This is a genomic window from Pedobacter sp. JCM 36344, assembly GCF_046546555.1.
In the GTDB taxonomy this organism is placed as follows: Bacteria; Bacteroidota; Bacteroidia; order Sphingobacteriales; family Sphingobacteriaceae; genus Pedobacter.
Window position 1 is genome coordinate 1 of sequence record NZ_JBKHKK010000027.1, and the last position, 9,493, is coordinate 9,493.

General features: G+C 36.1%; 9 protein-coding genes and 2 pseudogenes. 10 read left to right on the forward strand and 1 reads right to left on the reverse strand.

The window, feature by feature from the left end:
• The first annotated feature begins 238 nt into the window (after nucleotides 1-238).
• The 7 genes and pseudogenes from ACHFIZ_RS17525 to ACHFIZ_RS17555 all read left to right on the forward strand — a co-directional run.
• On the forward strand, nucleotides 239-868 hold the full coding sequence (locus ACHFIZ_RS17525; protein ID WP_410888213.1) for an FMN-binding negative transcriptional regulator: 630 nt from the start codon (nucleotides 239-241) through the stop codon (nucleotides 866-868).
• 255 nt (nucleotides 869-1,123) lie between these two features.
• Nucleotides 1,124-1,723, forward strand: a complete 600-nt coding sequence (locus ACHFIZ_RS17530; protein ID WP_410888215.1) for a DUF6624 domain-containing protein — start codon at nucleotides 1,124-1,126, stop codon at nucleotides 1,721-1,723.
• An 808-nt stretch (nucleotides 1,724-2,531) separates the two neighbouring features.
• Entirely contained in the window at nucleotides 2,532-2,858 is a 327-nt protein-coding gene (locus ACHFIZ_RS17535) for a transposase (protein ID WP_410888217.1), read from the forward strand.
• Nucleotides 2,837-2,941, forward strand: a pseudogene (locus ACHFIZ_RS17540) (IS3 family transposase); the annotation flags it as partial. The gene ACHFIZ_RS17535 and the pseudogene ACHFIZ_RS17540, both read left to right, overlap by 22 nt.
• Nucleotides 2,942-2,959: 18 nt before the next feature.
• Nucleotides 2,960-3,214 carry a hypothetical protein gene (locus ACHFIZ_RS17545; protein ID WP_410888227.1) on the forward strand — a complete coding sequence of 85 codons (255 nt, stop codon included), beginning with the start codon at nucleotides 2,960-2,962 and terminating at the stop codon, nucleotides 3,212-3,214.
• Nucleotides 3,215-3,225: 11 nt separating this feature from the next.
• A complete protein-coding gene (locus ACHFIZ_RS17550; RefSeq protein ID WP_410888218.1) occupies nucleotides 3,226-3,456 on the forward strand; it encodes an IS3 family transposase in 231 nt (76 codons plus the stop codon).
• A gap of 77 nt (nucleotides 3,457-3,533) precedes the next feature.
• A pseudogene (locus ACHFIZ_RS17555) lies at nucleotides 3,534-3,852 on the forward strand (recombinase family protein); the annotation flags it as partial.
• Nucleotides 3,853-3,964: 112 nt separating this feature from the next.
• Here ACHFIZ_RS17555 and ACHFIZ_RS17560 read toward each other — a convergent pair.
• Complete coding sequence (locus tag ACHFIZ_RS17560) at nucleotides 3,965-4,603, reverse strand: TetR/AcrR family transcriptional regulator (protein WP_410888220.1); 639 nt, start codon at nucleotides 4,601-4,603, stop codon at nucleotides 3,965-3,967.
• Here ACHFIZ_RS17560 and ACHFIZ_RS17565 point away from each other — a divergent pair.
• From ACHFIZ_RS17565 to ACHFIZ_RS17575, 3 genes are all read left to right on the forward strand, one after another.
• Entirely contained in the window at nucleotides 4,567-5,610 is a 1,044-nt protein-coding gene (locus ACHFIZ_RS17565; RefSeq protein WP_410888222.1) for an alpha/beta fold hydrolase, read from the forward strand. The two genes, ACHFIZ_RS17560 and ACHFIZ_RS17565, sit on opposite strands and share 37 nt — an antisense overlap.
• Before the next feature lie 305 nt (nucleotides 5,611-5,915).
• Nucleotides 5,916-7,517, forward strand: coding sequence for a TlpA family protein disulfide reductase (locus tag ACHFIZ_RS17570; RefSeq protein ID WP_410888224.1), 1,602 nt, complete (start codon nucleotides 5,916-5,918; stop codon nucleotides 7,515-7,517).
• 501 nt (nucleotides 7,518-8,018) lie between these two features.
• Nucleotides 8,019-9,493, forward strand: a 1,475-nt coding sequence (locus ACHFIZ_RS17575; RefSeq protein ID WP_410888226.1) for a hypothetical protein, incomplete at its 3' end; no start/stop codon positions are given.

The following is a 9,493-nucleotide window of genomic DNA, read 5'->3' on the forward strand; positions in this document are numbered from 1 at the left end:
GCATAAACCTCCACTTCATACTTTTCAGTCAAGGAATATTTTATGTAATAAACTGTAACGGTTAAAACGAAATCGTGAATTTGGCAAAAAATAATTCCTGTAAAAGTGCATTCCATATAAATCATAAAACGACCGTTTATTGATAGTGATTTCAGCTTACAATAGATGCAGTGAGATTTTGACATCAACTACTTACCAATAAAATGTAATTTACAACCAAAATTAACACGTATCTATCATGTATATCACTAAAAACTTCTTAACAGTAGACCAGGACGAAATTGTCGCTTTTATGAAGGCGTATAGCTTTGCAACAATTATTACTGCGAAGGCAGACCTACCAACGGCGACACACTTGCCATTTATCATATCAACCAGGGAAAATAAAGTCATTTTGACTTCTCATTTTGCCAAGGCAAACTCTCACTGGGAAGATTTGCAAAACAATAAATCCTTAGTGATATTTAATCAGCCACATGCTTATATTTCGCCAGGTCATTACGAAAAAGAATTAAACGTGCCAACTTGGAACTATATCGCAGTTCATGCGTATGGGGATGCTATGTTAATCACTGACGAACAAAGCACTTTTGATGTCCTTGAAGAAACCATCAATAATTATGAAGCCGGATATAAAAAACAATGGGATAACTTACCTGTCGATTACAGATTGAAATTAGCTAGAGGCATTGTTGCATTTGAGGTAACGATAACCGATTTACAAGCAAAGAAAAAATTGAGCCAAAACAAAACTGAAAAAGAACAACAAAACATTATTGATTCCCTTTCCTTAAGCCAGGACAAAAATGAAAGAGACATAGCTGAATACATGAGCAAACATCTATTAGACGATATGTCTTCTTCATAAATTTATTCCAACGAGCAGTCTTAGTACAATCAAATTATCATTATTTCTCCTTTAAAAAGACGGTCTTGGCTAATCTGACTCTAATTTAAGCTTTACGGCAAAAAGAGAAATTTTGGTTTGTACCACAAATCTGGCTTGCGCCAAATCTTTTATTCTCCATTATTCCGCCCTTTAATGATAATGGTTTTGTTTAATGGTTAATAGAATAATTTATTGCTACATTACTTGAAGTTAGCAGTGATACACCATCGAAATATGAAATATATACTATGGACATTAATGCTTTTTTTTGCATCTAGTCTTAGAGGACAAGACAAAGTTCAATTTCCTTTATTAAAAAAAAAGATAGACAGTTTGGCATTTATCGATATAAAAACAGGCTGGGATGTTCGAAATGGAAAGCCAACAGAACGAGATTCTTTACGCAAAATTGTAAAAGAAACCTTCTTGCGAAACGCAGAAGTATTAAAGAAAATTTTTGATGAACACGGTTTTCCTAATTATGATAAAGTAGGTAAGGAAAGCTCGAAAAATTTTTGGTTGTGTGTACAACACAGTGACCACGACCTTAAATTTCAGCAAGAGGTGTTAAAAGAAATGAAGAAGGAAGTGAAGCATAAAAAGGCTGACCCATCGAATTTCGCATTTCTTACGGACCGAGTGAACATTAATTTAAATAGAGCTCAAGTTTATGGAACACAACTAAGCTATGATGAACAAAAAAGAGCTTTTCCCAAAAACTTGAAGAATCCCAAAAAAGTGAATCAAAGAAGGAATTCTATTGGACTCGAACCATTAGAAGACTATCTGGAATTTGCTACGATGGCACATCGACAAATGAATCCAGACAAGTAACTAAATGTCATTAAGCAAATAATCTTATAACTACGTCACAGATTGTGATTATCATAAATTCCTGGTTTTTCGATAATTTAACACACCAAACTTTTACAGTTTCAAAGCAGTTTCTTACAAAACATATAAGCCCATACACCTTATTTTTCCTGTTGATTATCATAAACCCATTTCAAAAATCAAATTAAATTTTCAGTTTTTGATGATGAGTAAATGATAATGAAATATCACCGTAATACATCCTATTCAATAACCCTTAATTTTGCTATAAGGTCATTAGAGTATTGAGGCGACCAGATATTCGAAACTTCGGGGTTTTTTAAAAAACGTCTGATGTCGGCTATTATATAATTCATTTTTACCGTATTGATTTTTTGCTTCAGTAAACACATTGAATTCTGCCTCGGTTATCTTATCATTACCCCAGTCGTCGCAATCTTTTGAACGAACAATAAAATGATTAAAATTTAAGGGTATTCCTTTGTGGATGGTGCTTGTGGTCTACCTAAATTTAATGATAATATGCTACTTAGTTCAGTCCGTTTTAAAGAAAAATGCCTTCAAGCAGCAATTATTTCCAAAATATTTCTAATTTTAAAACGGCGAATCAATATTGGTAGGAATAGTTTTTAGCTTTTCCCTGATTACCACCTGCATGCCTAAAGAACTAACTCATTAATATCGCATCCATTCATTGATCATAAGGCTTAATCATCTTAATAAACATTTCTAAGCTATCCTTTTTCGGGGCATTCTGGAGTTGCTACATTTGAACAGACATCAAATTAAGGGAATTTGATAACTTAACATGATGTCAGGAGAAAGGAAAGCGTACCCGAAAGAGTTCAAGGTGCTGAGCGTTGAACGGAGTAATACCAGAAATGATTTGACAGCTCTAGCCAAAGAATTGGACATTCCACCGTCGTTATTATATCGCTGGAGGAAGGAGTATTCAAGTAAACAGAATAGTAGTTTTCGGGGAAACGGAAAAGTTATTTTAACAGAGGGAGAGCAAGAGCTAGCCAAATTGAAGAAAGAACTTCCTGAAACGCAGATGGAGCGCGACATTCTAAAAAAGGCTGTAAGCATCTTCTCCAGGAGCGATGGCAAATATTGCTGGAGCAGGAGATATTAGAAACTTTTGAGAACAGTAAAAGCATTTATGGAAGTCCCAGGATCACCCGGGTGCTCAATAAAAAGCAAATTAAAGTATCCAGGCCAGGAGTAGCCAGAATAATGAAAAAATTGCATTTGAGAAATATTGTGAAGAAGAAGTTTAATGTAACTACTGATTCTAACCACAAATCAACAGTACCCGAGGATAAACTGGATCGGGATTTGAAGCCTGGCACTTTAGCGGCAGCCTGGGTATCTGATATCACTTATATAAAAACAAAGCAGGGGTGGTTGTTTTTGACAACAGTAATAGATCTGGGGGATAGAAAGGTAATCGGATGGGCTTTAGGTGCAACGATGAAAGCAATCCATTGATCATAAGGAGCATGAGCAGAAAAGGAAATTGCTGGGACAATGCGGTAGCTGAAGGCTTTTTTAAAACCCTTAAGTCCGAATGTATATACCAGAATAAGTTTGCAAATAAAGAGCAGGCAGCACTCGTTGTATTTGAATACATAGAGGCCTGGTACAACCGAAAAAGATTACATTCAGCCTTGGGCTATATGTCACCAGAAGAATATGGGAAAACATTAAACAAACAAAATATTGCGGCATAACTAAATGTCTATTTTATAGTTGCAATTTCAATTGGAAGCACTTGTTAGAATAGACCTCCGTTTTTGAAAAGCAAGGAATTGGCCTGATATCTCTAAATGATCATATAGATACTACCCACAGCTCAAGGAAGATTGATTTTTAACATCTTCGCTTCGCTTTCCGAATTTGAGAGGGACTTGCTCCGGGAACGGACAAAATCCGGTCTGGAGGCAGCCCGGGCCCGTGGAAGGAAAGGTGGAAGAAGCCGGGGGCTTTCTAAAGAAGCCGAGCGAACGGCCATGCTTGCCCAAACATTATATAATGAACGAAAACTTGGAGTTGACGCTATTGCTAAAGAGCTTTTGATTTCAAAAATGACCCTTTATAAATATCTAAGGCATCGAGATGTTGAGATTCATAGCAAAAACTAGAAAGAGTCGGAAGAGGTGATTCATCAAGTCCTGGCGCTTTTAATACTTTCTTTTAATTTACCCTGGCGAAATGGAGAATCTAGGAAGTGTCACTATTTTACACTTTTTCGGCAAAAGCCTCATCTAGTACTTTTTTATAAGCCTTCTGACCTATTGGTGTTAAATATGGGTAAAAAGTTTCGAATAAAATCAAGTGATGCTCGGTTATAGTGGCTGGAGTAAGGGGGGTTTGATAAAGTGCTACGGACGATAGCCAGAAATCGCTGTAAGAAATTAGGCGACTCGCTAGATGGTTGTACTCTTTTTCTATTTTAGAAGGATGCATTTCACCGGCTGCTACAAGCAATCCAAATACATGTTTATACCCCAGGAAACGCTTCTGATATACCTCGGTAAAATGCTTAAGGATGGTATCATTTTCCCGAAGCAATTGAGATAAATCACGCCATATAAAATTATATTCAGCCATCTGGAACATACTGATTCTTGATTGTTTATAAATTACGGCTAAATCAATTTTTGTAGACCCTAGGTTATTAACCCGGGCATCAAAGTCGGTAACCATCTCAAAATACAAGGCTTCCAGAATATCTTCACGTCTTTTATAATGGTAATTTAAGTTGCCCTGGCTAATTTTTAATTCCAATGCAATTCGCCTAAGCGTAACATCTGCTATTCCAAGTTTGTTAAAAAGTGTTTTTGAAACCTCCAGGATATGGGCTTTTATATTTTTCATTTAGTAAACATGACCTAAATATTTATTTTATTAGTAACTTTGACCTAAATATAAAGGTAGGCGAAAAATGCCTGAAACCAAGCAAAGATAAATCCCGATACAAGATAGGAGTAGCAGGAATAGAATGTATATCACCCCTCACCATTATGAAAAGTCTTTATAAAAGCGCCGAAAATAAAAAAGAAATCTTAGCTATTTACCAGGAAAAGCTGGAAGGTTTAAGTATGAACTATTCGACCCAAAAGGTTTTAACGACCTTTGGCGAAACCAATATTATTATTACTGGTAACCCATCTAATCCGCCATTAATATTGCTACACGGAGCTAATGCCTGTGCGCCAGTCGCACTCGACGAAATGAAAGGTTTAGCCGCTACATTTAGGGTTTATGCCGTAGATATTATCGGTCAACCAAATTTAAGTGCTGAAACCCGGCCAAGCATGAAGACCGAAGAATATGGGCAATGGTTAAACGAAGTAATTACGCAACTGTCCCTTGTGCAGGTAGTTCTGGTCGGCGTTTCTTTCGGTGGCTTTGTTTGTCTTAAAACCCTTATCCAAGATCCATCAAAAATAAAGAAAGCGTTTCTTATCGTGCCGGTTGGTATTATCAATGCTAAACCATGGGGCGGCTTATTTGGACTTTTTCTGCCCCTGCAACTATATATGCTTACGAAAAAAGAAGCGTTTTTACGCACCTTCTTAAATGCTCTTTTTACCGAAAACGATTCATACGCTTTTAAATCACTCTCCCGCATTTTATTATATTTTAAGCAGGATTTTACGCTCATTCCCTTAATTTCAGAGGAAGAAGGGAGGAAAATAACTGTGCCGATCTACGTGGTTGCCGGAACCGACGATAAGTTTTCTCCTGGTAAACAAATGCTGGATCGGACAGCCAAAATTTTTCCTTCCTTTGCTCATTCGTTGCTTTTAAAAAATACCAAGCACGTTCCTTCTCAAACCCAGAACCGGGAAATTGAAAAGTTTATAGCTGAAACTGTATAGTTCTATTCGGGGTTCCAATAGAATCAGCCGAAAAATTACTCTAAGCAATTTCTTCCATATTCCCTTTGACAACCGTCGTACAGGTTATTTATCTTTAAGCGTGAGAATAGAATAATCAAGGAAATTGCCAAGAAAAAATCCTACAGCGAAGTCGTGTGTGACAAATCTGCCTTGTGCTAAATTTTGTAATTTAATAAACTGTGTATCATAAAATGAATAAGTAAACTATTTGAAAATAATAGTAAGTTTAAGTAATATCAAATTAATCGCGATACTTTTTATCGTAATAACAATCTCAGCCAAATATGAAAAAAATACTAGTTCTGGTGCTTCTGCTTTTTACAGTTTACAAGGCATCAGCGAAGTCCAAAATGGTCACCTACAGCGGGACTATAAAAGGTTACTCCACGAATATGGGTTATAACACAGGTAAAATATATGTGTCTAATGTAGTAACCCATTTGACAGATTTATACTTGATTGAAATCAAACCTGATGGATCATTTTTAACGAGCTTCCCTTTAAATTACAACAACGAGTGTTGGATAAATTTTCCATTTTTTAATAGCCATGTATATTTTGAACCTGGCAAAAAGATAGTTCAGGACTTTGACATTACCAACGCCAATAACATTTCTTCAATATTTCAAGGTAATGATCAATTGGCATTGATCAATAACGATATCAATAAAGTGAGACCAATTTTATTGGATTGGAACTGGTCGGCCATCTACGATGATATATACCTGTTTACTCCCGAACAATACAAAGACTACCTTTCAAAGATTGGCGCTCGTCAGCTGTCTGCCATTGATAGTGTAGCAACAACCGCAGGTATGGATAAACGTAGCTATCAACTGGTCAAAAGATATGTACAGTACCAGTTGGCAGGTTACCTCCTAAGTTATAACCATACGCGGCAGAATGCTTACCGCACAAAGAATAAATTGCCATTTAATGACAGGAAACCTGTAATTCCTAATGTTAAGCTTGATGTCTCTTATTATAATTTTCTTAAAGAAATAAAATATAATGATCCAACAGCCATGTCCTCCTATTGGTATTTCGGATTTCTAGACCAATTAAAGAGAATCGAGCTAATTACTGAACAAACTGATCGAATAGATTACGTTAAAGAGATCAAGAGTCTTAAAGCACTTGATACATTAGATAAAGTTTTGAAGGCTAACCTAGCATATTTCAAAGACATGGCACGGCAGGCCCCTCCAAAGCCAGTACCACTGGAGAAGGCCACTAAAATTGTTTTGAAACAACTTTTAAATACGAATGTAACCCTGGAACTTGAATTGTTGTATCTGCAATCTATATCCGTGCAAAAAGATTTTGATAAGGATACCTTGTCAGATGCGGAGGTTGACAAATTAAGGTCAAGAACTAAACACAAGTTTCTTTTGGCTGATGTAGAAATATTAAATAATAAACTGAAAGGAACTCTCAGGGATGCGAAGATGCAAACAGGTTATGTCGATAACCAAATTAAAAAAGACGCACAGGCTGATGGTGTTTTTGCGGATCTAATAAAAAAATATGAAGGCAAGGCAGTCTTTGTTGACTTCTGGGCTACATGGTGCGCGCCTTGCCTAATGAGCATTAAAGAAATGGTCCCTTTAAAAGAAGAAATGGCCCAAAATAAGGATGTCGTGTTTCTTTATATCACCAGTCCAACTTCGCCAGAAAAAAGCTACCAAATTGTAATGCCCAGTATTAAAGGGGAGCACTATAGATTAACTGATGATCAATATAATGTACTAGCGAAGCAGTTTAATGTTACAGCAATTCCTCATTATGCCTTAATTAATAAGGCTGGACAAGTAGTTGATAAAGATTTCAAATGGGTTGGGATTGATGAAATTAAAAAGCAATTGGTTGCATTGGCAAATGAGTAATTACTTTTAATAGATTTATGAGTGTAATTTCGCCTATAGATGACTAAGAACAGATGCATTTACTAATACGGCAAGATGAGAATTAATTTCTTTAAATCGAAGGTGTTCATTTACCCACCATCATTATTCTATCGAATAATTTAAGATATCACTTCTTTACATTGGTTTTACCGTACTCCTCAAACTATGTAAATTTCAAAGTTATAACAATATTCCCTCTTTTAAAAAGACGGTACTGGCTAATCTCACTTTAATTAAAGATTTACGGCAAAAAGAAAATTTCGGTTTCTGGACAATCTGGCTTGCGCAAAATCTTGTATTTTCCATTATTCCACCGTTTTTTAATAATGTAGAACTTAATGAGGCAGCATTCCTTGGGTTAATAAGACATGCTGTTATATAATAAATTAAAATTTAGTAGTAAGTATTTCAAGAGTAAGTCTGACTGTCTAATAATTAGCATTATATTGGAAGTTAAAAGCCTTTACTAAACCTCAGTTTATGCGCTACTTCAGACTATTATTTATTTTTTTCCTAAGTCTAATTACATTCATAAGCAACGCTCAGAAAACAAGTCGACTTCCTAAAGAATTAATGGGCAACTGGTTTCTTGCGAATGGGAATAGAAGCTGGAAGATTGGCGTTTATGAAGACAGGATTGCTTACGATAGTGAAGTATGGGAATACAGCAGCATAAATTCGAATAATAAAATAACCAGCATTAATCTTAAAGAGGGAACCCACAACGCATTACTAGAGCTTCAGCTTAGTAAAGCTGGTAAGCTAATTTTGTTCTCCGGTAATAAAAAGGTATTCTTATCACGTTCACCAAATGGAAAACGTAGATTCAGTCAAGCAGAAAATGAACTGACCAGTAATGTATTTAAAACTGATACTGCAACATATGCAGGATTTATCAGGAATTTCTCAGTTGGACTAGGATTCAACACAGGGCAGTTACTCGCCAGTAACCTTATCACTGGGGTAACTGATAGTTACTTAATTAACATTAAGTCTGACGGAACTTTTAAGGTTCGGATTCCGATGAACTATCCATTAGAATGCATGGTGCAATTTCCATTCCAGACAATGTACATCATTTTAGAGCCAGGCATGAAAACTTTGCAGCTCTTCGACCTTACAGATAGCAGTTCAACCAACCTATTTATGGGTGCTGGATCGGATATGAATAGCGATTTAGCTGCGTTGAAATCAACGCTGAATCATAACTGGAATTTAATTGACACAGAGATATATAACTTCAACGCAGATCAGTACAAAAGTTATTTTCTGAAGCTTCAAAAACAACGGCTTGTGGAACTAAAAAATTATAAGGACACGGCTGGTATGAGTAAACGAAGCGAAAAGCAGCTGTCACAAAATATTAAATTTAACATAGCAAATAATCTGCTTGACATTAGTCACACGCTTGGCATGGCACGAAATAAAGCCAGCAAGCTGCCTACTTTGGATCGAGTTGCGTTTGACGACGCTTATACAATGACATTGTCCTATATGGATTTTTTGAGGAATCTGCCTTTCGGAACCAATCGTTCAGTTACATCAAATGACTATTTTATATTACTTAAACGAATAGATAATTTGGACTTAATGAGAAAAAAGGTGGTACTAGCTCGATATCAGGTATATGCCAAAGAACTCGAGAAAAAGCAGGATTTAAAACCATCTGAGAAATCTATTTTAAAAACTCTAAACGAGATCGTAACGCAGGGCATTAATGATCAGAATCTTAAAGCGTATTTAAATCAATGGGCTGTAATGGACACATTTAGTGTTGGAAGAGTTGATGAATTTAAAAGCAGGTTTATGCAGCAAGAAAATGAAAATCGCAGACGTGTGCTTTTTGAGCTGACTGGGAAAAATTTGACATTCGAGCAGGAGATCTTAAATGCACAGGCCATTACAAGCACGGGCAAGTTCTCAGACTTTAAAATTCTGGATACGGTTGAGCTAAT